This window comes from Lentilactobacillus sp. TOM.63 (assembly GCF_030361045.1).
Taxonomy (GTDB): domain Bacteria; phylum Bacillota; class Bacilli; order Lactobacillales; family Lactobacillaceae; genus Lentilactobacillus; species Lentilactobacillus dabitei.
This window is the reverse complement of the sequence record NZ_JAUCAP010000022.1, coordinates 12,148-37,898: the sequence shown is the minus strand read 5'-3', so window position 1 is coordinate 37,898 and position 25,751 is coordinate 12,148. Positions and strand designations below refer to the sequence as shown.

The 25,751-nt window shown below is 43.6% G+C and carries 24 protein-coding genes, 1 pseudogene and 1 riboswitch; of the genes and pseudogenes, 9 read left to right on the top strand and 16 right to left on the bottom strand.

The annotated features are described in order from the left end of the window. Window positions 1-192: 192 nt before the first annotated feature. Complete coding sequence (locus tag QUF07_RS06150) at window positions 193-381, bottom strand: hypothetical protein (RefSeq protein ID WP_217163801.1); 189 nt, start codon at window positions 379-381, stop codon at window positions 193-195. Window positions 382-695: 314 nt separating this feature from the next. On the opposite strand from QUF07_RS06150, the gene QUF07_RS06145 reads away from it, so the two are divergent. The 3 genes from QUF07_RS06145 to QUF07_RS06135 all read left to right on the top strand — a co-directional run bounded on the left by QUF07_RS06145 (window position 696) and on the right by QUF07_RS06135 (window position 6,872). After that, entirely contained in the window at window positions 696-3,095 is a 2,400-nt protein-coding gene (locus QUF07_RS06145; RefSeq protein WP_289427002.1) for a phosphoketolase family protein, read from the top strand. 134 nt (window positions 3,096-3,229) lie between these two features. After that, complete coding sequence (locus QUF07_RS06140; RefSeq protein WP_289427001.1) at window positions 3,230-3,994, top strand: hypothetical protein; 765 nt, start codon at window positions 3,230-3,232, stop codon at window positions 3,992-3,994. 154 nt (window positions 3,995-4,148) lie between these two features. Then, window positions 4,149-6,872 (top strand): HAD-IC family P-type ATPase, encoded by a 2,724-nt coding sequence (locus tag QUF07_RS06135; RefSeq protein ID WP_289427000.1) that lies wholly within the window; start codon window positions 4,149-4,151, stop codon window positions 6,870-6,872. Window positions 6,873-6,955: 83 nt separating this feature from the next. Here the strand turns inward: QUF07_RS06135 and QUF07_RS06130 are convergent, their stop codons facing one another. Together QUF07_RS06130 and QUF07_RS06125 are read right to left on the bottom strand one after the other, a co-directional pair. Next, entirely contained in the window at window positions 6,956-7,642 is a 687-nt protein-coding gene (locus tag QUF07_RS06130; protein ID WP_217341903.1) for a type 1 glutamine amidotransferase domain-containing protein, read from the bottom strand. After that, window positions 7,639-7,980: an ArsR/SmtB family transcription factor gene (locus tag QUF07_RS06125; protein ID WP_289426999.1), complete on the bottom strand. Its 342-nt coding sequence runs from the start codon at window positions 7,978-7,980 to the stop codon at window positions 7,639-7,641. Before QUF07_RS06125 ends, QUF07_RS06130 begins: the two co-directional genes overlap by 4 nt. 196 nt (window positions 7,981-8,176) lie before the next feature. Between QUF07_RS06125 and QUF07_RS06120 the strand changes: the two are divergent. Next, window positions 8,177-9,185, top strand: a pseudogene (locus QUF07_RS06120) (NADP-dependent oxidoreductase). A gap of 59 nt (window positions 9,186-9,244) precedes the next feature. Here the strand turns inward: QUF07_RS06120 and QUF07_RS06115 are convergent. The 7 genes from QUF07_RS06115 to QUF07_RS06085 all read right to left on the bottom strand — a co-directional run bounded on the left by QUF07_RS06115 (window position 9,245) and on the right by QUF07_RS06085 (window position 16,007). Further along, on the bottom strand, window positions 9,245-10,684 hold the full coding sequence (locus QUF07_RS06115) for an MFS transporter (protein ID WP_217341902.1): 1,440 nt from the start codon (window positions 10,682-10,684) through the stop codon (window positions 9,245-9,247). 309 nt (window positions 10,685-10,993) lie between these two features. Beyond that, a complete protein-coding gene (locus tag QUF07_RS06110) occupies window positions 10,994-11,323 on the bottom strand; it encodes a hypothetical protein (RefSeq protein ID WP_056983416.1) in 330 nt (109 codons plus the stop codon). Between the two features lie 65 nt (window positions 11,324-11,388). Then, window positions 11,389-12,459, bottom strand: a complete 1,071-nt coding sequence (locus tag QUF07_RS06105; protein ID WP_217163817.1) for an ABC transporter substrate-binding protein — start codon at window positions 12,457-12,459, stop codon at window positions 11,389-11,391. After that, the gene (locus tag QUF07_RS06100; RefSeq protein WP_217163838.1) at window positions 12,456-13,277 is read right to left on the bottom strand and encodes an ABC transporter permease; all 822 of its coding nucleotides are present in this window, start codon (window positions 13,275-13,277) and stop codon (window positions 12,456-12,458) included. Before QUF07_RS06100 ends, QUF07_RS06105 begins: the two co-directional genes overlap by 4 nt. Continuing rightward, complete coding sequence (locus QUF07_RS06095; RefSeq protein WP_217163820.1) at window positions 13,277-14,086, bottom strand: ABC transporter permease; 810 nt, start codon at window positions 14,084-14,086, stop codon at window positions 13,277-13,279. The genes QUF07_RS06100 and QUF07_RS06095 overlap by 1 nt, the downstream gene beginning before the upstream one ends. Before the next feature lie 15 nt (window positions 14,087-14,101). Then, entirely contained in the window at window positions 14,102-15,190 is a 1,089-nt protein-coding gene (locus QUF07_RS06090; RefSeq protein ID WP_217163822.1) for an ABC transporter ATP-binding protein, read from the bottom strand. A 445-nt stretch (window positions 15,191-15,635) separates the two neighbouring features. After that, the gene (locus QUF07_RS06085) at window positions 15,636-16,007 is read right to left on the bottom strand and encodes a hypothetical protein (protein WP_054747499.1); all 372 of its coding nucleotides are present in this window, start codon (window positions 16,005-16,007) and stop codon (window positions 15,636-15,638) included. A gap of 103 nt (window positions 16,008-16,110) precedes the next feature. On the opposite strand from QUF07_RS06085, the gene QUF07_RS06080 reads away from it, so the two are divergent. The 4 genes from QUF07_RS06080 (at window position 16,111) to QUF07_RS06065 (ending at window position 19,928) form a co-directional block, all read left to right on the top strand. Continuing rightward, window positions 16,111-17,085 (top strand): asparaginase, encoded by a 975-nt coding sequence (locus QUF07_RS06080; protein WP_289426998.1) that lies wholly within the window; start codon window positions 16,111-16,113, stop codon window positions 17,083-17,085. Window positions 17,086-17,218: 133 nt separating this feature from the next. Continuing rightward, the gene (locus QUF07_RS06075) at window positions 17,219-18,382 is read left to right on the top strand and encodes a hypothetical protein (protein ID WP_217163826.1); all 1,164 of its coding nucleotides are present in this window, start codon (window positions 17,219-17,221) and stop codon (window positions 18,380-18,382) included. Between the two features lie 33 nt (window positions 18,383-18,415). Then, the gene (locus tag QUF07_RS06070; RefSeq protein ID WP_249778459.1) at window positions 18,416-18,655 is read left to right on the top strand and encodes a zinc ribbon domain-containing protein; all 240 of its coding nucleotides are present in this window, start codon (window positions 18,416-18,418) and stop codon (window positions 18,653-18,655) included. Between the two features lie 544 nt (window positions 18,656-19,199). Then, window positions 19,200-19,928 (top strand): glucose 1-dehydrogenase, encoded by a 729-nt coding sequence (locus QUF07_RS06065; RefSeq protein ID WP_217163828.1) that lies wholly within the window; start codon window positions 19,200-19,202, stop codon window positions 19,926-19,928. A 253-nt stretch (window positions 19,929-20,181) separates the two neighbouring features. Here the strand turns inward: QUF07_RS06065 and QUF07_RS06060 are convergent, their stop codons facing one another. The 5 genes from QUF07_RS06060 to QUF07_RS06040 all read right to left on the bottom strand — a co-directional run bounded on the left by QUF07_RS06060 (window position 20,182) and on the right by QUF07_RS06040 (window position 23,575). Beyond that, on the bottom strand, window positions 20,182-20,367 hold the full coding sequence (locus QUF07_RS06060) for an LBP_cg2779 family protein (protein ID WP_054747491.1): 186 nt from the start codon (window positions 20,365-20,367) through the stop codon (window positions 20,182-20,184). Window positions 20,368-20,437: 70 nt separating this feature from the next. Next, entirely contained in the window at window positions 20,438-20,752 is a 315-nt protein-coding gene (locus QUF07_RS06055; protein ID WP_217163830.1) for a hypothetical protein, read from the bottom strand. A gap of 130 nt (window positions 20,753-20,882) precedes the next feature. Continuing rightward, window positions 20,883-21,536 carry an energy-coupling factor transporter transmembrane component T family protein gene (locus QUF07_RS06050; protein ID WP_217163832.1) on the bottom strand — a complete coding sequence of 218 codons (654 nt, stop codon included), beginning with the start codon at window positions 21,534-21,536 and terminating at the stop codon, window positions 20,883-20,885. Next, window positions 21,533-22,963, bottom strand: coding sequence for an ATP-binding cassette domain-containing protein (locus QUF07_RS06045; protein WP_217163834.1), 1,431 nt, complete (start codon window positions 22,961-22,963; stop codon window positions 21,533-21,535). The genes QUF07_RS06050 and QUF07_RS06045 overlap by 4 nt, the downstream gene beginning before the upstream one ends. Window positions 22,964-22,981: 18 nt before the next feature. Next, window positions 22,982-23,575: an ECF transporter S component gene (locus QUF07_RS06040; RefSeq protein ID WP_217163836.1), complete on the bottom strand. Its 594-nt coding sequence runs from the start codon at window positions 23,573-23,575 to the stop codon at window positions 22,982-22,984. A gap of 194 nt (window positions 23,576-23,769) precedes the next feature. Next, a riboswitch (TPP riboswitch) is annotated at window positions 23,770-23,859 on the bottom strand. 116 nt (window positions 23,860-23,975) lie between these two features. On the opposite strand from QUF07_RS06040, the gene QUF07_RS06035 reads away from it, so the two are divergent. Continuing rightward, window positions 23,976-24,782: an HAD family hydrolase gene (locus QUF07_RS06035; RefSeq protein ID WP_249778460.1), complete on the top strand. Its 807-nt coding sequence runs from the start codon at window positions 23,976-23,978 to the stop codon at window positions 24,780-24,782. Here the strand turns inward: QUF07_RS06035 and QUF07_RS06030 are convergent. Further along, on the bottom strand, window positions 24,774-25,712 hold the full coding sequence (locus tag QUF07_RS06030; RefSeq protein ID WP_217341898.1) for a linear amide C-N hydrolase: 939 nt from the start codon (window positions 25,710-25,712) through the stop codon (window positions 24,774-24,776). The two genes, QUF07_RS06035 and QUF07_RS06030, sit on opposite strands and share 9 nt — an antisense overlap. Between the last annotated feature and the right edge of the window lie 39 nt (window positions 25,713-25,751).

Genomic DNA, 25,751 nt, shown 5'->3' with positions numbered 1-25,751 from the left:
CAAAACAAAAAGAGCCCTAATCACAAAGTGATTAGAACTCGAATTTAGTTTCACCAACAACAGTTGACGAAGAGCCATTATTATGGGGTTGAAAGAGGTCGGAAAGCTTAGAAAATATTTGGTGAGTATTTCTGCCAAGCGATAAGGTACTCCCAATTTTGGATGGTTTTTACCGATCTTTCAACTGTGGATTCAGAGATTAAGAGCGAAGTACAAGCACAGAGCAATGGCAACTATTACCAAAACAAAGAAGAAAATGTTCAGGAAGTGGCCAATCGGATTGTCATCATTTAACCGCGAACCATAACCACTGCTTTTGGGTAATAGTAACGGAAACATCAAGCTTCGTTTGGCTTTAGACTGCTTCTTATTTTTTCCCATTTCAATCGCCTTCTATGGGGAGTTGCTAAATTTGTTCCTATAATACACCGTTAAAGTTTTCATAACAATTTTTTATTCAAATAAATTTAGCAGAAAAAAAGCAAGATTAAATCTGTTCAAAAACCCGGTATATATGAATCTATTTATGCCATATGCATTTGATATAAATAAAATTTATATCAAAATTAAATAACCAAATGCTTAAACCATTGAAACATCAACATATTGAGCATACAATGAATTTGTAACTTGAATTTGGACCGGTCCAATAATCAAATTGATGTTTGCTTTTACAAATTCAGGAGGTTACGAATATGACAAACTTCGATTCTGACGAATACCTGCAAAAAGTCAACCGCTATTGGAATGCCGCTAACTACTTATCTGTTGGTCAGTTGTTCTTACGTGATAATCCATTACTCAAACGCGACCTGGTTGCAGACGATGTTAAGATCAAGCCAATCGGCCACTGGGGCACGATTGCTTCCCAAAACTTTATGTATGCCCATTTAAACCGGATCATTAAGAAATATGATTTGAACATGTTCTACATTGAAGGTTCTGGTCACGGCGGTCAAGTTATGGTATCCAACTCTTACCTTGATGGCAGCTACAGTGAAATTTATCCAAAAATTGCCCAAAACGAAACGGGTCTTCAACGGTTGTTCAAACAATTCTCGTTCCCAGGTGGCGTTGCCTCCCATGCCGCTCCTGAAACCCCAGGTTCAATGCATGAGGGCGGCGAATTAGGCTACTCAATTGCCCACGGAACTGGTGCCATTCTTGACAATCCAGATGTGATTGCTGCCGTTGAAATTGGTGATGGGGAAGCTGAAACTGGCCCATTGGCTGCTTCTTGGTTCTCCAACAAGTTCATTAATCCAATTCATGATGGCGCAATTTTACCAATGCTGAATCTGAATGGGTTCAAAATTTCTAATCCAACCATTCTATCTCGAATGAGTGATGCCGATTTGACGAAGTACTTTGAAGGGATGGGTTGGAAACCACACTTTGTTGAGACCGAAGGAAATCCAGCTGACTATGCCCGGGTTCACAAGGCAATGGCTAAGACGATGGATGAGATCGTTTCTGAAATTAAGCACATTCAAAAACACGCTCGTGAGAATAATGATGATACATTGCCACAATGGCCAATGTTAGTTCTCCGGTCACCAAAAGGCTGGACAGGTCCTAAGTTTGATTTGGATGGCAACCCAATTGCCGGTTCGTTCCGTGCCCATCAAGTGCCAATTCCTGTGAGCGCTGGTCAGATGGATCACAAAGATTTGCTGGTCAACTGGCTCAAATCATATCATCCAGAAGAATTGTTCAACAACAACGGTTCGATCAAAGCTGAAATAAAGGCAATAGCTCCTGAAGGCAATCACCGAATGGCTATGAACCCAATTGTCAACGGTGGCATTGACCCTAAGAAGTTAGCCATGCCTGATCCAGCGGACTTCGCACTGAAGATTAACAAACCTGGTGACAAAGAAGCCCAGGATACCGAAGTCTTGTCGAATTTCTACACCGAGATTATGAAACGCAATGGCAACTCATTTAGAGCCTTTGGTCCGGATGAAACGAAATCTAACAAATTCTTCTCAATATTGGATTATGGTAAACGTCAATGGGAAGAACCGATTAAGAGCCCAAATGATGAAAACATGGCACCAGAAGGCCGAGTCATTGACTCACAGCTTTCAGAACACCAAGCTGAAGGCTGGCTTGAAGGCTACGTTCTGAGTGGCCGTCATGGATTCTTTGCTTCATATGAAGCATTTACCCGGGTCATTGATTCAATGCTGACTCAGCACTACAAGTGGCTTAGAAAAGCTTCTGAGCAGTCATGGCGTCATGATTATCCGTCATTGAACATCATGAACGTTTCCCACGCTTTCCAGCAAGACCATAATGGGTATACCCACCAAGATCCTGGGATGCTCGGTCACTTGGCTGAAAAGGGTCATGAGTTAGTGAATGAATATATCCCAGCCGATGCCAATTCATTGCTGGCCGTCATGAACACGGCTTTGCAGGCCCGTGAGAAGATTAACCTGATCGTGGCTTCAAAACACCCACGGCCACAATGGTTCTCAATGGCTGAAGCAACTAAGCTGGTTAACGATGGTTTGGGAATCATTCCTTGGGCCTCAAACGATCAGGGTGATCCGGATGTGATCTTTGCGACTGCCGGAACTGAAGCAACAATGGAAAGCTTAGCTGCCATTGATATGCTGCACGACTCATTCCCTGAACTCAAAGTGCGTTTCATTAACGTGATCGATATCTTGAGATTGCGGCCAAACAATGAAGACCAAGATAGTCGTGGCTTGACCCAAGCCGAATTTGACAAATACTTTACCACTGACAAACCGGTGATCTTTGCCTTCCATGGCTTTGAAAACACTTTCCGTGGCTTGGTCTACAACCGTCACAACCACAATATCAGCTTCCATGGTTATCGTGAAAATGGTGATATCACGACACCATTTGATATGCGGGTACTCAACGAGCTTGATCGATACCACTTGGCCAAGGACGCGATTGCCAGAACCCAGTTTGCTTCCCAAGCAGCTGACTTTGAAGCCAAGATGGATCAGATGCTTCAAAAACATCATGATTACATCCGTGAATATGGGACAGATATTCCAGAAGTTCAAAACTGGAAATGGTCTGGTAACTTAACGAATAAACTCACTACTGAATAAAATGATTTCTTCTTCGATTAGATAAAAGGCTTCGATTGAAAATAAGTCCAGCTTCTAGAAATAGAAGTCCTGGGCTTATTTTTTGGATTAAATGGTATGATAAATATAGATAAATCAATGAAGAGGGTTGTTATATGAAACTTGCAGTTGAGATTAATTCGAACGAAACTGTTGTGACCTTACCTGATGGTCAAGGGAAAATAACTATCTCCAGCATGATCAAAGCAGAAACTGATGCCGTGAATTTGTATCTAAAGGATGGCAAGCTGACTGGGATTCAAGATCAGCCAAAAGCCAACCAAGCTGATGGGGTGATTCACATTGAACCTGCTCAGAAGCAGGAGGCCAATTACTTAGCGAAGAGTTTTTCGGAATTTGCAGTTGAACAAGGATTATTCAAAAAGGATTATCTGGAAAACATCAAAATTCCCAGCGATCAAAGAGCCACAATTGAAAAATTTCGAGATCTAACCCTAACGGTGTTGAACGGGCTGGGGTTTGGATCACGATTCATTCCCAAGAAGAAGTTCAAGGGTAAGCCAATTCACAGATTTACCAGTCAGATCAGCCAGATTCCTTTCTACATTGAGCATGACGGTGCCAAAGCCACTGTTTATTGGCAGAAACGAAACGAGATGCTCATCAAGGCGGGAGCAGTAATGAAACTCAAACCAACTTTGAACAAAGATGGTTCACTCGGATTTTCAGCAAAGTTTGCTTTAAAACTGAGGTCAGACCATGAAGGGGACTTCAAAGACTTTGTGACGACTAAGGACATCGTTCTAAAAAGTGTTAATGAAGTGGGACTCTTTTTATACTTTGCCGGCACTAACAGCTGGTTAGTCTTGAGGGATGCTGATGGTAAGTCCATTAATGAATGGACGGTTGTTGAAGAATAATTACGAGAGTCAGCTGGCATTTTGTCAGCTAATTTTATATTGCAATGATTAAATTCTCAGCCCGAAGTGATTTAACTACCAATTTTACCGGTTGATATATTATAATATTGTTAATGAGAATCTTATTTTCATAAAAAGAAAGGTGATACATGTAATGTCAGACAGTACAAACGAGGTACCTCCTGATCAAAAATTGTGGCAAAGAACGACTGAGGAGTTGGTTCAGAAGTATCAAACCAACGCTGAAGATGGCATCAGTGAACAAGAAGCAGGTAAACGGTTGGCTCGTGACGGCTATAATGAATTAACGGCCAAGAAAAAGAGTAAGCTGCTTCAATTTTTGCTCCAATTTAATAACAGCATCATTTACATTTTGATTGCTGCCGCCGCCATTACGCTGTTTATGCACCACTATTCAGATTCAGCGGTTATTGGGATCGTGATTATTGCCAATGCGTTTATTGGATTCTTTCAAGAGATGCAGGCTGACAATGCTTTGAGCAGAATTAGAGAACTGTTGGTGAGTCAGAACTATGTCATCAGGGATGGTCACAAGATTGAAGTTCCAGCCCGTGAACTGGTCGTGGGAGACTTGGTTAATCTTGAAGCAGGGGATGCGGTTCCTGCTGATTTAAGATTAATTTCTGCAGATAATATGCGGGCACAAGAATCAACGCTGACTGGTGAAAGCAATTCAGTAGAAAAGACGGAAGATCCGATTAATGAAGATAAATTACCGTTAGCTGACCGCTCCAACATGGCCTTTGCTTCGACAGCGGTTACCCAGGGATCCGGTGTTGGGATTGTGATTGCGACCGGCCAAGAAACTCAAATTGGCCAGATTCAACAGAGTGTGGCTGAAGTTAAATCTCAAGTAACCCCGTTAATGAAGAACCTGAACAAGCTGGGCGTTAACTTATCAGTTTTTATCGTTGTAATTGCTGTTCTGCTATTTGTCCTTGGCCTATACACTAAAATTTACAGTTTACCAACGCTGACGATTGCGATTATCACAATGGTCGTTGGGTCTATTCCTGAAGGTCTGCCGGCCTCAACTTCTGTTGTATTGGCACGAGGCGTCCAAGTTATGACTAAGAAGGGGGCAATTGTTAAGACTTTGCCCGCTGTTGAAACTTTAGGTGCTGTTGACATTGTTGATACCGATAAAACGGGTACTTTGACCAAAAATGAAATGACCGTGACTGACGTAATCACCGATGAACATCATTACCAAGTGACTGGAATCGGATTTGTCGATGGTGATAAAGGTGTTGACGGTGACGTTTTACTGGATGGTGAAAAGTATGACTGGCAAAACGATCAACATTTCCGTGAGTTGGTTGATATTGCCGGGACAACGACTGACGCCGAGTTGGTCCAGACTGATGGTGAATGGCAATTAAACGGTGAACCAACTGATGGGGCTTTGACCACACTGTTCCATAAGTTAATCGGTCGTGAACCGGAAGTCGATGAGGTTGATACCCTACCTTTTGATTCAGCGTACCGTTATAGTGCTCGTTTGATCAAAGAAGCTGATCATAATGAACTGATGGTTAAAGGGGCGCCGGGAACTATCTTTGATATGGTTAAACAAAGTGACCCAAGCTTTGACGACAAGACCTGGTATGCTCGCGTTGCTGACTTGACCGAACATGGGCTTCGGGTTGTGGCCTTGGGGTCCAAGGCAGTTGCAACCACCGCAACGGAGATTGATCAGGATAATATTTATGATGGTATCAAGTTAAGTGGGGTTGTTGGAATTATTGATCCTCCTCGTGAGGAAGTAATTCCTTCAATTCACAGTCTTCGTCGTGCAGGTGTTAAGGTCAATATGATTACCGGTGACCACCCAGATACAGCTTCGGCTATTGCCAGGAAGTTGGACTTGGATGAAAGCATTCATGCAATTACCGGTCCTGAAGTGGATGAGATGTCTGACGAGGATTTGATTAAAAATATTGGTCGCTATAATGTCTTTGCCCGGACCACGCCAGCTAATAAGCTGAGAATTGTCAAGGCTCAACAAGCTAACAGTAAGATTGTTGCGATGACGGGTGACGGGGTTAACGATGCGGCGGCTTTGAAGCAGGCAAACATCGGAATTGCCATGGGTATCAAAGGAACCGACGTTGCTAAGGAAGCAGCGGACATGGTGCTGGTCAATGATAGTTTTACAACTATTGTTGAGGCGGTAGCGGAAGGCCGTCACGTCTTTGACAACATTCAAAAGACCATTCGGTTCCTATTGCCAACCAGTTTTGCTGAAGGCTTGGTGGTATTGCTGAGTATGATTATGGGTCAGGAATTACCATTATTCCCAACGCAGTTGCTTTGGATCAACACCGTCTCAGCGCTGACCATTCAGTTTGCCTTTATCTTTGAGCCAGCTGAAGAATCCATCATGGTTCGTGGTCCAAGAAATGTTGCCAAGGGGATTTTAGGAAAGATGGATGTCTTTGAAATCATCTACGTGTCCATTTTGATTTCTGCCTTGGGGATTTTCACCTTTGATCGATTCGTTGATTCCGGTGTCCTGACTGCCGTCTTGGGCAGTACCATGGCAGTCAACATCATTATCTTCGGTAAAATTTTCTACTTGTTCAACATTCGAAACTCTTATCCAATTATTTCTAAACACTTCTTTGAAAATAAGATGGCGTTTATCATCATCGGAATTTTGCTGGCATTACAAGCCGCAATGATCTATATTCCGTTTATGCAGGACGTCTTCCATACCGGCAGTATCGACTTCTACTATGGCTGGATTGTCCCAACGATCGCTGGCTTCATTGTGCTGGTGGTTACGGAAATCATCAAGTTATTACGAATCCAGTATCGGAAACGAAAGGGTCAAGCAACTAAATTAAAGAATTAATGATATAAAAATGTGGGACTAAGAGCAGTGACTTCCTTGATTCATCGGAAGCTGACTACTTTTAGTCCCACTATTTGTTTCATTTATTGATTGACTTGGAGATTTTGGATTAATCGAGTGGCAACTGCAGTGGCAGAGAAAGGATTCTGGCCAGTAATGAGTTGGCCATCTTGAACCGCAAACTCGCTGTAAAAGCGTTTTTGACGCCAGTGACCACCATGTTTTTCGACTTCCGGTTTATTTAAAAATGGAACGACTGATCGTTTAGCCGCGATTGCTTCTTCGGCCGCCGTAAAACCGGTGATGGTCTTATTGGTGATCAGGTAGTCGCCGTTGCTGTCTTTAATATTCAATAGTCCAGCAACGCCGTGGCAGACTGACGTCACGAAGCCATTGTTTTGATAAATCGTGAGGGCGATTCGTTGAAGCTCTGGATTGTCAGGGAAGTCCCACATCACGCCGTGACCACCGGTGTAATAAATGGCAGTATAATCGGCAGCATTGACTTGATCGGGATTGAGTGAATTACTGAGAGCCCGTCGTTGAAAGTCGTCTGTTTCATAAACTTTCATAATTTCTTGATTCGTGTATTTCATGCTGCGTGGATCCAGTGGCACAAAACCGCCTTTTGGACTAACATAATCAACTTGAATTCCTGCGGTCTGCATCACCGCGACAAATTCAGCTGCTTCACCCAACCAAAGTCCGGTTGGATCATCAGTTCCGTGATAGTGGTTAATGTTGGTTAAAACGACCAGAATCTTCTTCATTTGGTTTCTCTCCCTGAGGTTTCAATGATTGCAGTAACGTGATCCAGTAACTGTTTCAAAGCCCTAATTTCTTTAATATCGTGTGACAGATAGTAATAATTTTTGGTACCTTCACTTCTGGATTTGATGAGATGAGCTTGTTTTAAAATTTTTAAGTGGTGAGAAACGGCTGGCCGGGACAATTTAGTGACCGCCGTTAAATCGGTCACTCGTAATCCATGGCAGGCATTTTCAGCCAGTAGTGCAATGATGATTGCCTGGCGCTTTTCATCACCGAGGGCAACCAAGAAATCACTTAAGTCTGTAAATTCTGTTTTGAGTTGGGTCAAATCCGCCATTTTGTTGATCAGGCCTTCCGCTTATATTTTTAAACCATTAAACCATCTGAACTTGAACCTGTCAAATGATTGGTTCAGACGATATGGTTGACGGAATTGAGTTGAGCAGTTATGATTCAATTCAGCAATCGTTTAAAAATTTAGACCAAACAACTGAGATGAATTTATGGGAGTAAAGTTAAATATGAAACAGCAGATGAAAGCAGCGTTAATTCGTAAATATGGTCAAGATCAGCCGGAGATTATTACTGTGCCGACGCCGCAATTAGGTGATCAAGACGTGTTAGTCAAAATCCACGCTGCCAGCATTAACCCGATTGACCTGAAAACTAAGGATGGCAACTTAAAAATGCTGCTGAAGTATCATTTGCCGCTCATTCTTGGGAGTGATTTTGCTGGCACCATTGAACAGGTTGGCGCAAAAGTGACTCGATTTAAAGTTGGTGATCAAGTTTATGGTCGGGTTCAAAAGAATCGAATCGGCACCTTCGCGGAATGGATTGCGGTGAGCCAAGCCGATATTGCCCGCAAACCAGCTAATTTAACCTTTGAACAGGCTGCAGCGATTCCACTAGTTGGCTTGACGAGTTATCAGGCCTTATTTGATGTGATGAAAATTAAGCGTGGCGACAAGCTATTGATTCAAGCTGGTTCTGGCGGGATTGGCACAATTGCCATTCAACTCGCCAAGTTGGCAGGGGCATACGTGGCAACGACAACGAGTTCCCAAAATGCCGCCTTTGTTGAGCAGCTGGGGGGCTGATGAAGTGATTGACTATCACAAAGTGCGCTTTGATGAAGCCTTGAGCGATTATGACGACGTCTTTGACACGCTTGGCGGTAAACAATTGGAGCGGGCATTTTCGATCGTTAAGCCGGGTGGCAAAGTGGTTTCACTATCAGGTTTGCCAAATGAGGCGTTCGCCAAGAGTTACGGCTTGCCAAAGTGGAAGCAGTGGTTGTTTAAGTTGGTAACTACTAAACTCTCACGACTAGAGAAAAAGAATGGGGTAGCTTATCACTTTTTGTTCATGAAGCCAAGTGGTAGTCAGCTCGCCATCCTAACGAAGCTGATCGAACAAGAAAAGATCCGACCAATTATTGATCGAATCTTCGAATTTGACGATATTCAAGCGGCGTTCAATTATTCCCAGTCACATCGGGCGAGGGGAAAAATCGTTGTCCAGATGATTGCTGATAAATAGCCTCGTGCCAACCGAAAAATGAGTTGACTGCCGATCTTTAGTTTAGACTAAAAGTTGGACTATTTCATATCTTCCGGTTTGACATTGCGGCCTTGCAGAATTGATAGGATTAAAGCCCCAATAATGATCAAAAGGGAAATGGCGAAGGCCACGTGCATGCCAAAAATGAACGTTTCCGGCTGCTTTGGCAGATAAGTGGTGACATGGAAGCCGGCCTTGATGCTCATCCCGACAAACAGCGCTGTCGTTGACAGGGCAGTCCCAGAAATCATCCCAATATTTCGGGCCAAGGCGTTTAAACTGCCAGCACTCCCCAGAGAATTCTTGGGTACCACCGACATGACAATGTCGCTGTTTGGTGACTGGAAGAGCCCGGTACCCGTTGCCATGACAATTGTGATGGCAACATAAACCCAGATGGGACTGGTCAGGGTCAGGAAAATATATAACGTTTGGGCAATGGCGACGATCAATAGGCCAGCTGAGGCAACAGTTGCTGGTGAAAATTTGTCGGCCAGCCAACCACCCAGCGGGCCGGCAAACACCATCACGACTGGGAAAATAATTAGGAGGGCACCAGCTTGACCAGCCGTCAATTGGCGGGCATCTTCAAGGTAAAATGGCACAATGACGACCGTAAAGAAATTAGATAGAAAAATGAGAATGGCTGCCCCAAGACCGTAAGTGAATGGCTTGATTTTAAATAACGTGAGGGGCATCAAGGGATTATCCGCGTGTTTTTCAGTGCGGTAAAAGCCATAGAGCGTGATAAGTGCGATTGCAAATAAGATCAGTGGAACTGGGGCAGCATAACCAATCTCTTGGCCGATGAAGACCCCAAGGAAGAGGCTGACAATTAAGATCGCAAAGTTCATGAACCCCAACCAATCAATACTGCCGGGAGTTGTTTGAAAGTTCTTGGGCATCACAATGGCTCCGAGAATCACGGCAAAGATTCCAAATGGTAAGTTGACCCAAAAGATGTAGCCCCAGGAAAGCCGGGACAGAATTAAACCGCCAAGGCCAGGACCGGCAATCGCGCCCAATGCAACGAAAGTTCCCACAAATCCCATTGCCCGGCCTCGTTCTTTGACTCCAAACGTGGAAGTGGTAATCCCATAAGTGTTTGACAGAGTCATCGCTGCGCCAGTGCCTTGAATCACTCGGCCAACTAATAAGAATGGAAAGTTGATCTGAAGCCCAGATAGGAAAGACCCCAACAAGAAGACGATCGTTCCAATTCGAAAGACTTTTACCTTGCCATAAATGTCACCCAGCTTGCCAAAGAATAGTAGCAAGGCCGTTAACACAATCAGATATGAAGAAACGACCCATTCAATTTCATTCATTGGGACTCTGAGCTGTTTGGCCATCAACGGCATAGCAATGTTGACGATGCTGGAATCCAAATTGGACATGAAGGCGAAGGTACCAATCGAAACTAGAATCCACCAGCCGTTTTTTTGCGTTTCTGATTTTGGTGCGGGGGTGTTGTTCATCGAAAACCTCTCCTTTCACTTGTTTAATGATTGAGTCCATTATGAAACAAAATTTGCGAAAAGAGAGAAAATTTGCTTGTGGTCCTTGGGCAATGGGTAATCAACGTGATTGGTGAAATTTTTACAGAAAAGAATGGTACCAGTGATGGGTAATCTCATCACTGATGCCATTCTTTAGGTGGATTGGTTGCAAACGTGTTCTTCCAAGCAGGAATCTCCATGTAAGCACCTGCCCGAAAAATTCCAAACCCAGGAATTTTCTCGTCCAGGCGACTTACACTCCGATTTCTAACCGCTTGGCTTCACACTCTAATCTGTTCTCCACGTTTCAAAGAACTGCACATTTTTACCCAGATAATCCATGGCGTCCTTTGCCAATTGATCCGCCTGCTTTTTGGCTTCCTCTTCGTCCAAATTGTAATAGTCACGCAAGAAGCCTTCACCGATATTATGGAACTTGTTCTTGCGGCCAAAGCCATTATCCTTGAACAAGTCATCCATCTTAGTTAAGTCATCCTTTGCGGTGTCATAAACTAATTGAGAAAGATTCTTGTTGGGATCCAAGAGGGTTGCCGCGTATGTCACGATAAATTCATCCATATCGAGCATAATTTCTTTTTTCATGTTTTTCTTTGCCATTATTATTTTTCACCTCATCATTTAGTTTAATGCATTTGGATCGTTATGACCAATCTTACTTTTGATTAATGGTGCATCTTAAACTCTAGGTACAAATCATTATACTGTTGCACCTTCGTTGGGCTTAAGTTGCTGTAAACCTGCAAGCGGTCCAAAACTTTCTGTGGTGGGTAAAATTGTTTGTCGTTTCGAACGGACTTTGGCAACAGCTTCAACGCTTGATTATTAGGGGTTGAATAGCCGATATATTTGGCGTTTTGAGCCGCATTTTCCGGTTTGTTCATGAAGTTTAGGAACGCGTAAATGGCTTTGAAATGTTTGGCGGTCTTTGGAATGACTAAATTATCGAACCACATGTTGCTGCCCTCGGTTGGGACAACGTAGTGCAGGTGAGAATTTTGTGACATCATTTCGGATGCCTCACCAGACCAGTCAACTGCAACTGGGGCTTCGCCTTCCGCCATATACATTTTGATTTCATCGGCGACAACGGCTTTCACATTTGGTGATAAGCGGTTGAGCTTATTTCTGGCCGCCAGCAAATTTGCCGTCTTTGTCGTGTTGACGGACTTACCCAACGAAATCAGTGAGAAACCCATGATGTCCCGGGCTGAATCGATGAGCATGATGCCGTCCTTATATTGAGGCTGCCATAATTGATTCCAATGTTCCAGCGAACCGGGCTTGACATCTTGATCGTTATAAATGATTCCCAAAGTTCCCCAGAAATAAGGGATTGAGTAACGGTTGCCAGGATCAAAGCTCTTATTCATGAATGAGGAGCCATAATTTTGCATGCCGGTTAGTTTGGACTTGTCCAGTGGAATGAGCATATGATCAGCTTTCATTTTCTGGACCATGTAGTCACTTGGAACGGTCAAATCGTAGTTGGTGCCACCTTGTTTAATCTTGGTATACATGGCTTCGTTACTATCAAAGGTTTCGACATTGACATGGTAGCCGGTTTCTTTCTGGAATTTCGTCAGCAGGGCTGGGTCGATATAATCGCCCCAATTGTACAGGTTGAGTACCTTGCTTCCGGAATCACCGGTAGATTTGGTGAGCTCATGGCTGCCATATCCCAGTCCAGCACAGAGAACTAGAATTGTGATGATCGTAATGACAAATTTTTTCATCGATCAGGCACCTCCACTCTGTCCAACTTGCGGCCACTGGAAAGGTTGTGGTTTTCGATCAGATAATAAATGCCAACTAAAACCAGTGAGAAGATAAACATGATGCCAGCTAATGCATTGATTTCTAAACTGATCCCTTGGCGAGCTCGTGAGTAAATCTCAACTGACAACGTGGTAAAGCCGTTACCTGTGACGAAGAAGGTAACCGCAAAATCGTCTAGCGAGTAGGTGATCGCCATGAAAAACCCGGCAATAATCCCGGGTTGGATAAATGGCAGGGTGATTTTGCTGAGGATTTGAGTTGAAGTGGCCCCTAAATCCATTGCGGCATTAATCAGGGATGGACTCATCTCATCCAGCCGTGGCAAAACCATTAACAGGACAATTGGAATTTCAAAGGCGATGTGGCTTAGAAGTACTGACCAAAAGCCAAGTGGCAATTTCAACGCCGTGAAAAAGATCAGAAAACTGGCACCGATAATTACATCCGGCGAAACCAACAGGATGCTGTTTAACGACAACAAGGTTTCCCGCTGATGGCGCCGCTTGGTATTATGAACGGCGATAGCGCCCATCGTCCCGATAATGGTTGAAAATAGTGAGGATAATAAGGCAATTAAAATCGTATCCAGAAAAATGGCTAACATGCGTTTATCGGCAAACAATTCGCCATAGTGGCTCAACGTGAAGCCATCGAAATTGGCCATGGTAGTGCCCTTACTAAAGGAATAAATAATCAGATAGAAGATTGGCATGTACATCAGTAAAAACACGAAAATAATATAGAATTTGCCGAGCTTTGAGGCGCGATTATCCATCATGACCGCCTCCCTTTACGTTTGGTATTGGTGAACAGCATGACAACCACCATCGAAATGATCAAGACGACCCCAATTGTTGAACCCATTCCCCAATTCATAGTAGTGAGAAAATGTTCCTCAACCGCAGTTCCCAGAGTGATGATTTTATTACCACCGATTAATCTGGAAAGCATGAAGAGTGATAGTGAAGGGATGAAGACAATTTGAATGCCGGATTTAATGCCGGGCATGGTCATCGGGATGATAATTTTGGTTAACGTCTGCCACTTGGTCGCTCCTAGGTCACTGCTGGCGCGAATGTATGAGTCGCTGATGTCGGTCATTGAATTGTAGATTGGCAAGATCATAAATGGAATTTGAATGTAGGCAGCGACCAAAATAAAGCTGGCATCCGTGAAGAGCATTTGTTGGGCGGGAATTCCGAAAAATTCAAATAGGTTGTTGACTAAACCGTCTCGGCTCAGTAACCCAATGAAGGCATATGCCTTGAGCAGCAGGTTGATCCACGTTGGCAAAATGACTAGCAGAATCCATAAATCCCGGTGTTTAAGTCGACTGATGACCAGGGCCATTGGATAACTGATTAGGATCGAAATGACCGTGATCAAAAATGCGTACAACACAGAATTGGCAGTCATTGTCAGATAAGTCCCGGATTCGAAGAACACCCGATAATTGGAGAAAGTGAATTGATGGTGAATATCAAAAAATGAATAATAGATAATTAGGGCAACCGGCGCGATCACGAACATCGCCAGCCATAGAATGTATGGGGTGTAAAAAAGACCTTTAAAACTTTTCTTCATCGCCATTGCCACCCCCTAATCTTCATAACTTTCAAGCCGGCTGTTAAATTTGGCTTCTGACTCATTGTAACGCATGATGTGCATGTCGTTTGGCCCGAACGTGAGGCCTACAATTGAGTTATCTTTAGTGGCATTGGTTGAATGAATCAACCATTCGTTGCCTTGTTCATCGTAGGCGAGGATTTCGTAGTAGTCACCCCGGAAAAGCTGCGTGTCGACTTTGACCTGCAGCTTGCCCTTTTCGGGGGTTGTGATAACCAAATCTTCCGGTCGAATAACAACTTCAACTGGTTCGTTTGGCCGCATTCCGGCATCCGAACATTCAAATTGATGACCAAGAAAAGCGACTTGGAAGTCGGCGACCATTTTGCCGGGGATAATATTGCTTTCCCCGATGAAATCGGCGACAAAGTGATTAATGGGTTCATCGTAGATGTCGACGGGATCTCCTTTTTGAAGGATTTCTCCCTTGTTCATCACGAAGATTTCATCACTCATTGCTAAAGCCTCTTCTTGGTCGTGGGTGACAAACAGGAACGTAATCCCAAGTTGCTGCTGGAGTTCCCGCAGTTCGTACTGCATGTCCTTTCGCAACTTGGCGTCTAAGGCCGATAACGGCTCATCTAACAGCAAAACTTTAGGCCGGTTAACAATTGCCCGAGCAATCGCGATTCGCTGCTGTTGGCCGCCTGAGAGCTCTGAAATTTCCCGGTTGGCGTACTTTTCAAGCTGGACCATCTTAAGCGCGTCATGAACGCGTTGTTCGACTTCGTCTTTTTTGATGTTGTGAACGACTAACCCGAAAGCAACGTTTTCAAACACGTTCATGTTTGGAAATAGGGCGTAATCTTGGAATACAGTGTTTAATTGGCGTTTATTAGCTGGAATATCATTAATTCGTTTGCCGTCGAAGAGAACTTCACCGGAAGTGACTTCGGTAAAGCCGGCAATTGATTGTAAGATGGTGGTCTTCCCACAACCGGAAGGCCCCAATAGTGTGTAGAATTCCCCCTGATTTAATTTGAAACTAATGTCTTTGAGAGCTGTAAAGCCGTCGTCATAAGTTTTGTAAACGTCTTTTAGTTCAACAATGGTTTTGCTCAATGGTTTCCCTCCTAAAATAAGTGAGCGAAGTAAAGCGGTTAGAAGTCGGAGTGTAAGTCTCCATCGAGGGAAATTCCCAATTCTGGAATTTTTCTCGATGGTGCTTACATGAAGACTTCTGCTTTACGCAGCTGTCCTAATGCAAGTGAGCGGATCCAAGCGGTTAGGGATCGGAATGTAAGTCTCCTTGAACAGAAATTCCGGTTTTGGGAATTTTTGTTCGAGGTGCTTACATGCAGATCTCTGCTTTACGGAGCCTAAAGACAAGTAAGTGTCGCTAGGCGCTTATATGGAAATTTATGCCTAGCAGAGCCATAGCTGTCCTAACAAGCGAGCAGATCCAAAAAGCCACCACTCAGCCCCAACTAAGACTTTCGCCATCATCCGCCACAATGTGAACACATCAATTATACCGATCATGACCGATCCACCACAAGCGAAACGACTAGTGCCCGGATGCCCGGTGATTGCTGCTGCCCTTCATTTTATGCACGCGGCGTTTGAATCTTGGTTGGGCATTATCTGCAACAAACCGGAAGTGGACCATTTTGCCATTAAAAGGCTTGCCGCTAAGTTTGATTTGCAGCCAGTTATTCATGACAGCTACCATCGAATGAATTGACTCAACTCGGGATTGAACGCCCTCCTTGGTTGCTGCCGCTAAGATATCTGTCTTTAACCGATTAACCAAATTTTGGTGATAATCGACAAGTTCTTGGGTCAGCGGCGCGTCTTTGTATTTATTAAACAGCATTTCGATTTGTCGCATCGCATCTTTTGAATCTTGGGGAGTATAATATCTATCAGAATTGGCCATTACTTTGCTTCTTTCTTATAAGTAAGTGTGAAATATAGGTTTCACTTGCTATTTTACGTTACAATAATATAGATTAACAGGTTGATGGAGGAACTCAATAAAAATGAAAACAATTCTTGCAATTCACACGGGCGGCACAATTTCGATGTCGCAAAACGAAAAAGGCGAAGTGGTCCCAAATGACGAGAACCCAATTGCTGATCAACAGGTGATCCTACAGGGCCAAATTAAATTGATCACCGACGAACTATTCAATTTGCCATCTCCACACGTGACCCCAGCTGTGATGTTAAAAATCAAACAGCGGATTATGAAAGCAATTGATGACGGTATCGACGGGGTCGTCATTACCCATGGAACGGATACGTTGGAAGAAACCGCGTATTTTCTGGATTTAACGTTGCCAAACACAATTCCAGTGGTGCTAACGGGGGCCATGCGTTCCTCAAATGAAATTGGTTCAGATGGGTTGTACAATTTTCGGAATGCCATTATGGTGGCGGCAACTGATGAATCTTATGGCAAGGGCGTGCTGGTTGTGATGAATGATGAAATTCACACGGCCAGATATGTGACCAAAACCCACACGACCAACGTGGCGACATTTAGAACGCCAACATTTGGACCAATTGGTATTGTAACCCAAAACAAGGCAAAATACTTCCAAGAATTGATTCGAACGGAAGTCGCTGATATTAATCACGTCGTCAGTGGGGTGTTTTTGATTAAGGCATACGCTGGAATGGATGGCGAACTGTTTGATGCCATCAATAAACCAGAAACGAAAGGCTTGGTAATCGAGGGGCTCGGTGCCGGAAATTTGCCGCCACAAACCTTACCCGCAGTTAAACGACTCATTGACAACAAGATTCCAATTGTTTTAGTTTCCAGGTGTTATAACGGGGTTGCCCAAGACATCTACGATTATGAGGGTGGCGGCATCCAGTTGAAAAAGATGGGAACCATTCTATGTCAGGGATTGAATGGTCAAAAGGCCCGGATTAAATTACTAGTGGGAATTAGCGATGGATTAAAAGGAAAGCGGCTGGCAGAGTTTGTCAGCAATGCAATTTCATAATCCTGGATTGGACTGAAAGAAACAGTATTTATTTTGTGGAGCGGTTTATTTCTATGTAAGCTGAATTTTCGTCCTAATCAATTAGTCACAGCAATTAAGAAAATCCATTTATAGAGAGAAGGGACAAAACACATTGAAAACCATTTACGACAAATTGCGGGCAGCTCAGATTGACGAACTGCTGATTAACGCATTTCAAAAGGATAGTGACATTGTTTATACCGGGATTATTCAGTATTTGAGTTCCAAAGATTTTATTATGATCACGTATAACGACTATGGGCTTCAAGACGGCGAAGTGTATCTCAAGATTAGCTCAGTTAAGCAAATTGAAACCGATAGTTACGATTTGGCGAATATGAAGGAACGAATTGCCTTTGATGAATCGCATCATATGGCTGTAAATCCGCCGTTTGACATGCCGATTAAGATGAGTGATTCACTGTTCGACCGGGTTATCAAAACTTTGCATGAAGATCAGCGGGTCTCACTGATTATTACCAAGGACGCTGATAAATTAAAATACAACGAAGGCTTGATTGACGAGGTGCAACCCAATGGCGTCGCCTTTCAAAATATCAATAAATATGATTTCTCGAAACGACCGAAATATGTGATTAAATTTACTGACATTCGGGGGATTGAATTTGGCGGCACGGAATTGCAACTGTTGCAGGATGTGTTGCCAGTGATTAAACCTGCTAATCACGTTGACGACGTTGTGATTGCGGATTTGACTGCCTTTAAAAACCGAGCCACCCAATTGCGAAAGGATGGCAGTTGGCTCATTGTCGATACCAATGATGACCGCAAATATTTCTACGTCGGCAAAATTATCGCAAACAACGATAGCGAGGTTGTCATGCTCGTTGTGGATATGAACGGGCGATTTGGCGGGTATGTCTGGATTCGTTATGATGATATTCGCCGGCTGATTGTGGACGCCGATTATCTGCGGGTCGTCGAAAAATTTGTCGCTGCTAATCAACAGGCAAAAGATTTTGCTCTCCCCGTGTTAAACGCTGACCGCGCATTTGATAATGCGGATAACATCTTGGTCAACATCATTACTCAAGCAATTAATTATCGCAATGTGGTTCGATTTGAAACCAGCGATGAAGAAAACTTCGTTGGCTATCCAATGTCCCTAGATTTTAAAACCGGCGTTCTCGACGTTGAATTGCTGGATGTCGATGCTGAAGGTGAGTCGCAGACCAAACAAGTTGGGATTGAGACGATCCGCGAGATGGCCTTTGATTATTTGAAAGCCTTCTTGGCGGAAAATGAAGTTGACTAATCGAGCCTGGCGGTCAAGTGAGTGGGGTGATAGATGATGGCCAATGGTTTTGCATACTGTCCATATTGTGGGGCTAAGTTAGCTGCTAATGATGTGGTTTGTCCCAATTGTGGTAAGAAACTGCCAAAGCAGGAGCAGCACAAGCCCTCGTACAATCAACTGTTCAGTAATCCTTACAAAGAGGGGATGAAACGGTATCATCAAGATCGAGGAGATCTGAAACAGCCTAAACGTTCATCGTTTTGGCAGCGCCTCTTTCATAAGCAGCCTTGAAGCGAAGCCACGGTATAAGGCCTTCGTTTATCTTGAATTGCTTTCAGATTGATAAATCTTGTGACAAACAATTAAACAACTGATTCTAAAAGTTAAAGCAGGTAGTGTCGTCATTCAAAAACTGGAATGACTGCGCTAGCTGCTTTAATTTTAGGATTAGGACAAAGTTGCCAATTTCTAAATTTCAGGCAAATTTCTTATGAAAACTATAATAATAATGTATAATTTAGTTGGATGGGAGAGTTTGGCTTAGGGTAGTAAGTGCTTGGACTTGCTTACTTTCTAGGACAGCTGCTCTAGGCAGAAATTTCCACATAAGCACCTCAATCATAAATCCTCAAAACCAGGATTTACGATTGAGGAGACTTATGTTCCAATTTCTAAGCGCCTAGCTCCGCTCACTTGTATTAGGACAGCTCCTCCAAGCAGGGATCTGCATGTAAGCACCTTGAACAAAAATCCCCAAAACCGGAATTTCTGTTCAAGGAGACTTACATTCCGATCCCTAATCGCTTGGATCCGCTCACTTTTTAGGAGGTACATTATGGGAAAATTAGACGGCAAAGTTGCGATCATTACCGGTGCATCTCAGGGGATGGGCGCAAGTCACGCAAGATTATTTGTTGATGAAGGCGCGAAGGTTGCAATTACTGATATTAACGAAGAAAAGGGAAGCGCGTTAGCTCAAGAACTTGGCGACAACGTGATTTTCTTGAAGCAGGATGTATCGAATGAAGACAATTGGAAAGATGTGGTGAATGCTACAGTCGATCAATTTGGCTCCTTAGACATTTTGGTTAATAACGCCGGAATTAGTTTCAATAAACCACTGGAAGCCATTACTGTGGATGACTACATGAAGATTTTCAAGATTAACCAGCTATCAGTCTTTTTAGGGATGAAATATGCTTCACCTGCAATGAAAAATGGTGGTAGTATCGTTAACATTTCTTCGATGAATGGATTAGTTGGTGGTGCAATTGGCTACACGGACACCAAGTTCGCTGTTAGAGGAATGACGAAAGCTGCTGCTCTGCAATTGGCACACGCAGGAATCCGGGTTAATTCAGTGCACCCAGGCGTCATTTCCACGCCGATGATTCACCAAGGTGATAGCGAAGCAGTTATCAAAGAATTTGCCAAAGCCATTCCACTACAGAGAGTGGCAGAACCGGAAGAAGTATCAAAGATGGTCCTGTTCTTGGCATCAGATGATTCCAGCTATTCAACAGGATCAGAGTTTGTGGTAGATGGTGGACTGACTGCTCAGTAAAATTCGAGGCACTCCCAACTAAAAAAGATGATCCAAAGCAAACAAATTTCTGTTTTGGGTCATCTTTTCATTTTTTAAATAATGATTGCTGAAACTTTTTGTGATGATAGTGGTTGACTTGCGGTTGTGGTATGGCCGAATGGTGCGCCACCAAGCAGAAACTTCCATGTAAGCTTCCTTAGCAAAAGCCCAAGCTCGTAATTTCTGTTAAGAGAGTCTGACAAGCCAGGTTTGCTTGGCTTCACATCCTTAATTAACGAACCACCGCTTCTATCGTTCTCTTCTCATCTGGAGTCGGTTCTGATTCCATCGATTTGATATCGTGGAGGCGTTCAACGGAAATGTGCAAGTTAAATGCTAACGCAGTATCAGGCATGTCGTTTTTCTTTTGGTAATTAATAATTTCTTCAGCTAAGGTACTAAATTGTTCTGCCATCATAATTCCTCCATTTGATAAACCTCGTGTTGCCATACATATATTATAGCAATAAAAAGCAAATCGGCACACATTAACGATGCTTTAACCCATATTCCATGACCGCAGCGATAATGGCAACGATAATAATTGCCACCCATAAGTTGTTGGTTTGGATATAGAAGTAATACAGTAACCCCAATGTGACCACTGCTTCACCAAGGTATCGTTCAATGCGATTGGGCAATGACAGAAACGCTAAGCCTAACAGAAAAGTAATACTACCGGTTAAAACGGTCTTGCCGCTGTCCAGGGACATAAACTGATTAAATAGTCCGAACAGGTCGATCATTACGCCGACAACTAATGCAAAAATGCCGAACGCAAATGCAAACATGTTTGCCCGCATTCTAAACGCCTTCTTCCTAAATGTGTTCTGCCAAACAGTGATGAAATGCACATAAACCGCTCAGCCGCACACTCTTTCTACTCTCGCATTTAATTATAATGCAAAATAGAAAATTCAGGAATAAAAGCTTTCAATATCTGATGAAGAATAATAGAACTTGCACAATCCCAAACAGGCCAATAAACCAAACCCAGTCCATTCTGGTAATCTTAATCACTCGGTAATGGGTTCTTCCTTGGTCTTCCACGAAGCCATGGGACGTCATCGCTTCGGCCAGATTTTGTGACCATTGAATCGATGATAAGATCGCTTTGAAGTACAATTTGGGTGACCAGAAGTGAAGGGCCTCGCCGCGCATCAACGCGGAAGTTTTAATGATCTGGACTTCTTCGTTGATTTTGGGCATCAGGTTAAAGGCAGCCAGGACGCCGTATGCAAATTTGGAGGGTAACCGAAAATCCTGCTCCAACGTTAATGCTAAATCGGTGATGCTGCTTGTCAGTGTAAAAGTTGCTCCAAGAAATACGTAGGCGTAAATTCGAGTAAACAGGATCCAAGCAAAATGGATACCAGCGCTCCCGTAAAGCCATTGGGAAACAAATAATCCAAGGGCAGGGAATAACGGCCAGAAAATTAAGCCAATTAACGCTTTGAAGGTTACCCGATTAAAGAGAATGTAAATGAAGCTGACACCGATGAGGATCACATTGACAATCAACGACTGGGTAAACGAAATTTCTAGGGCAATTGCCATCACTAATAGTAACTTTAATCCAGGATTCATTTGATAACCTCCTGGTAAGTCAGATTTTGATCCGCAAAGTTTGCGTGATAGTCGATGAGGGTATCCAAACCGGACAGTTGGTGAGAAATAATAATTTGGGTCTGGTGAAATTCCTGCTTGGACCGGTTTAAGAAGCCGACAACGACCTCTAGCGAATGATAATCCAATCCTTTGAATGGTTCATCCATCAAGAGGACCGGCGGATTCATGATTAACATTTCGATGATCTGTAGCTTTTTCTTTTGGCCTTCACTTAATGAATAAACGACTTGGTCATCACGGCCGTCAATGCTGAGTTCTTTGAGCATCGTTTGAACATCATCGATTGAGTAGGCTTGATTTGTCCTGTTCTTAAGAGATAAATCAAGTTCCTCTTTAACGGTAATATTCAAAAATTGATTTTCGGCATCCTGAAATAGCAGCGTGACATTTTTAGCGTATGGCAACGGCCGAATTTTCTGGATGTTCTTGCCAGCAAAGTCGATTTCGCCATTATACGGCAACAATTTGGTCAGCGCGTTAAATAATGTCGACTTGCCAATTCCATTGGCGCCAGTGATCAAAGTGGTCTTTTCTTTACAGAACTTAAAGTCACCCAGCTTCAATAACAGTGAATGGTGCGGTTGGAGTTTAAAATCCTTGATATTAATGATTGACGGAGCGGCCTCAGTTGGGATCGCAACTTGCTTATTAATTGTCTGCGTGTTTTTAAAATTATCGAAGAAGTGTTGGGCAGATTGTGAATCTAACAAACTAATGTGATGCGTATCCGGATCGAGATAATAGAACTCGTCAATGACACCTTTGTAATCGTTAAGGTCATGGTCTGCGAGGATAATGGTTTTCCCGTGTTCCACTTGAAGCTGTTTGAGCTTTTTGATCAGATCCAATCGTGAATCTGGGTCGATGCTGGCAAACGGCTCATCCAAAACGATTACCGGTGGATCCATCGCAACGATGCAGGCTAATGCCACCCGCTGCTTTTCCCCACCGGACAAGGTATTGATAACCCTGGAGCGTAACTGTTTGATGCCACAAAAATCCAATGCGTGGTTGATAATCCCGTCTATCTTGGCAGGATCCACCAGCATATTTTCCAGCACAAAGGTCAGCTCATGGATGACAGTGTCCATGGCAAACTGTTGGTTGGGGTTTTGAAACATCATCGCAACCGAATGGCTGATTTCGTTGCTTGGAATTTGTTTGATATCCGTGTCACCGAACTTGATGCCTCCCAGAGCATCGTTGCCAATAAAATGCGGATACAATCCAGCAATAAAATACAGGAGTGTTGATTTCCCACTGCCGGATGGACCGGTCAGTAAAGAAAAATGGTTGTGTTTAAAAGTTACGTCCACGTCGTTCAATACCTTGACGGTGCTGCCGGGGTATTCATAAGTGAAGTGGTCAATCAAAACGTCAGTCATTATCAGAACTCCTAGCGGTTAAAGTGAAAATGCGTTACTACGATCCAAAAGACGAACAATCATCTTGGTTAAAACACCACCAAAAATGAAGGTTGAGATGTAACGAGTGACAAAGAGTGCCAACAATAGTGGAATGCCGAATTTGTTGTAGCCATTCTTAATCACGTCCCAGGCGAAGGTCACAACAACGGTGGTGAAAATTGAGGCGTTCAAGCCAACCCAGTCGTAACGCTTGTAGCCAGTGAAGGCGAATCCAAGTTCGGAACCAATTCCTTGAACCAAGCCAGAGATAAAGGCACCGGCACCCCATTGGCCACCAAGAAAGACTTCAACGGCAGCTCCGAGAAATTCACCAACAAAAGCAGATCCGAAAGTCCGAACCACAAAGCCAGTCAATGGGCCGGCCATACACCACAATCCCATTAAGAGATCATTGGCAAAGGGGGCAGCACCAATTGGTGTGAGTACAACGGTTAGCGCTGTATAGAGGAAACCAGCTCCCCAAAAAATAATTCCAGTAAAAATAGCAATCAAAGCAATTAGGATAATGTTACGAAGCGTCCATTTGCTTTGATGTTCCCGATTAGTAGCGGGTTGAGTCTTGTTATCCATGAATAATGCCTCCAATATGATATTTCACCCAATTATCTGGAGTGCCAAACGACTTGGTGTTGGCAAGAGGTGTCTGCTGGTAAGACCGGGCTCACTCGGTCACCGAAAAACCATCAGAGCATTCAAAAAAGCCAGCGCAAAACTTGAAGTTTTACCCTGGCTGCGAAATTCATCTATTGCAAATAATCCATTTGGATACAACGGAAGTATGCTCCCTTCGCTGGTACTGACCAGATCAGGTTCGATGGGTTTTTCTCAGCCTTTAGGCACCCCAGATAAGTTGTATGATTAAATTTAGTATACTAAATATAAAAGCAATTTACAAACTAATTCACGACATTGTAGAATGAATGTATGGAAACAACGAATGATCAAACTGAAATAACAGGAGGAATTGGCGTTGGTTAAAGTGATTGCAAGCGACATGGACGGCACGTTTTTAAATGATGAGGGCACCTTTGATAAGCAGGCGTTTCAAGCTCAACTTGATGAAATGAAAAAGCAGGGGTTGCACTTTGTTTCGGCAAGCAGTAATCAGTATCAACACCTGCTTGAATTGTTTAAAAACGTTTCTGGACCGATTTCGTATATTTGTAACAATGGGGCGTTGGTCGTTGATGAACGTGGCGTGATTGTGACCGAAGAGATTATTGACCATCTCGTTTTAAGAAAAGCACTCGAGTACCTCGAATCCGAATCACTTTATGCGGGCGCCGAGATTATTTTGGTTGGCAGAAACGGCACCTATTGTAACTTGCCGGCTGATTCAAAACGCTTTAAGGCTTCCCAGTATTTTTACGAAAACATGCAGTCGATGCGTGATTTGAAATTGGTGTTTGATTCAATTTACAAGCTTGATATCACTTGGGAAGCTGGTGGGGTCGTTAAACGCCAAGATGAGTTTAACCACAAATTTAGCGGCCAACTTGCGGCCACGTCTTCTGGCATGAATGGGCTGGACGTCATGGTCGACGGTATCAGCAAGCTTAGTGGTCTCCAGACCCTGTTGGCTGATTGGAACCTGTCGTTTGAGGACGTTGCCGCATTTGGTGATAACGGCAATGACTTTGAGATGATTGAGGCAGCTGGCGAGGGCTATGCAATGAAGAATGCCGCTGAAGACTTGTTATCCCGAGTTGATTTGGTGACGGATGAAACTAACGAAGAACAGGGCGTTCAAAAGCAGATTGCCAAATATTTAGGCTAGAAATTTGGCCGTGTTGGGATAATTGGCAATGAGTTGTGGCAGCGAGAAACTGAAAACTTGGTTGTCGTCATGATATTTGAAGAAATAAGTCTGATTGGTTGAATCTAAAATTGAAATGTAATGGGTATAATTAAAATTGGGATGGGCATTCATTGTCTGTTGATAAGGGATAGCAACCGCATTTAAGACATTAAACAAGCGGTTTCGAGCCACAAACTGATTTGGGGCCGGTGAATTCCCGAGCTTAACGACTGCCGCTTCAAGGAATCGCGAAGTTGGCGTGTTGGTGGCTGCGGGGATTTGCTGATTCAAGACAAGACGTCGGGATTGCTGGACTAAGCTTTCTTTATTTGAGGATCCGTTTAGCTCCTTGGCAAGCCGCCGCATGTGTTCGGGATAAGTTGGCGAATTGGTCAGGACACCGATGGAATCGGCAATGATTTCCATGCCATTTTGAGTTGGTTCAATAATTAATGTTTGCCCAGTTTGGTCGGTCAAAATCCAGTGAAACGAAAAAACTTCTTGGCCCGCAAGCCAATTTTTACCAATCAGGGCAACGTCTGAAAGCTCGTTTTTCACGGCTTCGATTGAATTATGTTCGCCGAGAACCCAAGGCAGGAAATCCTGTGGGGTGAGGTTCAACTTTTCTGGGACTTCATTAGCCAGATAGTGTGCTTTGAGCGGAAACATGAGCTCGGCGCAACTTAAGCCGGCAATGTTAACGCCATCGGCTATCAAAATATCGATGCGGCTTTCATGACGACCACCGCCGACGTATGGGTATTTAAGTGGTCGCTTGCCCGCGAGTGCAGTTTGGTAACTGGTTTGATTGATGAGAGTTGGATGCCACTTGGCCTCTATTGGGAAGTCCATGGTGCGGCCGAGAAGCGCATGATGATTATTTGATTGAATGGTTAAGCTGGTGCACATGTGAGGTCACCTCGATGAGTTTTCGAAATGGATGAATGG

What these genes read in the sequence shown, in the direction of transcription:
- QUF07_RS06150 (WP_217163801.1), bottom strand. Translation starts at nt 381, where the DNA reads ATGGGAAAAAATAAGAAGCAGTCTAAAGCCAAACGAAGCTTGATGTTT.
- QUF07_RS06145 (WP_289427002.1), top strand. Translation starts at nt 696, where the DNA reads ATGACAAACTTCGATTCTGACGAATACCTGCAAAAAGTCAACCGCTAT.
- QUF07_RS06140 (WP_289427001.1), top strand. Translation starts at nt 3,230, where the DNA reads ATGAAACTTGCAGTTGAGATTAATTCGAACGAAACTGTTGTGACCTTA.
- QUF07_RS06135 (WP_289427000.1), top strand. Translation starts at nt 4,149, where the DNA reads ATGTCAGACAGTACAAACGAGGTACCTCCTGATCAAAAATTGTGGCAA.
- QUF07_RS06130 (WP_217341903.1), bottom strand. Translation starts at nt 7,642, where the DNA reads ATGAAGAAGATTCTGGTCGTTTTAACCAACATTAACCACTATCACGGA.
- QUF07_RS06125 (WP_289426999.1), bottom strand. Translation starts at nt 7,980, where the DNA reads ATGGCGGATTTGACCCAACTCAAAACAGAATTTACAGACTTAAGTGAT.
- QUF07_RS06115 (WP_217341902.1), bottom strand. Translation starts at nt 10,684, where the DNA reads ATGAACAACACCCCCGCACCAAAATCAGAAACGCAAAAAAACGGCTGG.
- QUF07_RS06110 (WP_056983416.1), bottom strand. Translation starts at nt 11,323, where the DNA reads ATGGCAAAGAAAAACATGAAAAAAGAAATTATGCTCGATATGGATGAA.
- QUF07_RS06105 (WP_217163817.1), bottom strand. Translation starts at nt 12,459, where the DNA reads ATGAAAAAATTTGTCATTACGATCATCACAATTCTAGTTCTCTGTGCT.
- QUF07_RS06100 (WP_217163838.1), bottom strand. Translation starts at nt 13,277, where the DNA reads ATGGATAATCGCGCCTCAAAGCTCGGCAAATTCTATATTATTTTCGTG.
- QUF07_RS06095 (WP_217163820.1), bottom strand. Translation starts at nt 14,086, where the DNA reads ATGAAGAAAAGTTTTAAAGGTCTTTTTTACACCCCATACATTCTATGG.
- QUF07_RS06085 (WP_054747499.1), bottom strand. Translation starts at nt 16,007, where the DNA reads ATGGCCAATTCTGATAGATATTATACTCCCCAAGATTCAAAAGATGCG.
- QUF07_RS06080 (WP_289426998.1), top strand. Translation starts at nt 16,111, where the DNA reads ATGAAAACAATTCTTGCAATTCACACGGGCGGCACAATTTCGATGTCG.
- QUF07_RS06070 (WP_249778459.1), top strand. Translation starts at nt 18,416, where the DNA reads ATGATGGCCAATGGTTTTGCATACTGTCCATATTGTGGGGCTAAGTTA.
- QUF07_RS06065 (WP_217163828.1), top strand. Translation starts at nt 19,200, where the DNA reads ATGGGAAAATTAGACGGCAAAGTTGCGATCATTACCGGTGCATCTCAG.
- QUF07_RS06060 (WP_054747491.1), bottom strand. Translation starts at nt 20,367, where the DNA reads ATGATGGCAGAACAATTTAGTACCTTAGCTGAAGAAATTATTAATTAC.
- QUF07_RS06055 (WP_217163830.1), bottom strand. Translation starts at nt 20,752, where the DNA reads ATGCGGGCAAACATGTTTGCATTTGCGTTCGGCATTTTTGCATTAGTT.
- QUF07_RS06050 (WP_217163832.1), bottom strand. Translation starts at nt 21,536, where the DNA reads ATGAATCCTGGATTAAAGTTACTATTAGTGATGGCAATTGCCCTAGAA.
- QUF07_RS06045 (WP_217163834.1), bottom strand. Translation starts at nt 22,963, where the DNA reads ATGACTGACGTTTTGATTGACCACTTCACTTATGAATACCCCGGCAGC.
- QUF07_RS06040 (WP_217163836.1), bottom strand. Translation starts at nt 23,575, where the DNA reads ATGGATAACAAGACTCAACCCGCTACTAATCGGGAACATCAAAGCAAA.
- QUF07_RS06030 (WP_217341898.1), bottom strand. Translation starts at nt 25,712, where the DNA reads ATGTGCACCAGCTTAACCATTCAATCAAATAATCATCATGCGCTTCTC.